The sequence below is a fragment of the Streptomyces sp. SID4985 genome (assembly GCF_009863025.1).
Lineage (GTDB): Bacteria > Actinomycetota > Actinomycetes > Streptomycetales > Streptomycetaceae > Streptomyces.
On sequence record NZ_WWIR01000019.1, the window covers coordinates 1 to 359 of the forward strand.

1 protein-coding gene is annotated in these 359 nt (G+C 79.4%); it reads right to left on the reverse strand.

Annotated elements, in window-relative coordinates; all coding sequences use genetic code 11:
- Positions 1-252 (reverse strand): aminoglycoside phosphotransferase family protein (locus GTW40_RS00655; RefSeq protein ID WP_237525259.1); only part of this gene is annotated, 252 nt, incomplete at its 3' end.
- Positions 253-359: the final 107 nt, after the last annotated feature.

A 359-nucleotide genomic window follows, 5' to 3' on the forward strand; every position in this document is an offset into this window, starting at 1 on the left:
GAGCGCGGCCCGCTCGCTCTCCGGGCGGGCCCGGGGCGGCGCCAGCTTCAGCACCGCCGGGGTGCCGTCCGCGCGCCGGACCAACAGCACCAGACTGCTGCGGCCGCCGGGCACCTGGACCCGCTCCACGGTCAGCCCCCGCCGGGCCACGGCCCGTTCGGCGGCCAGGGGCAGCTCCGCCAGCCAGTCGTCGCCGGGCGGTGCCGTCTCCCCGGTCGCCCGCACCAGGCGCTGCGGCGGTTCGAAAGCCATGCGCGAGTGGTTCCCTTCCTCCTGGGTCTGCTCTGCAGGCGCCGCCGTACGGGCCCGCGCGCGGGTCACGCCGACGGGGACGCCGAGCCCGTCGCAGCCGTGCGGCC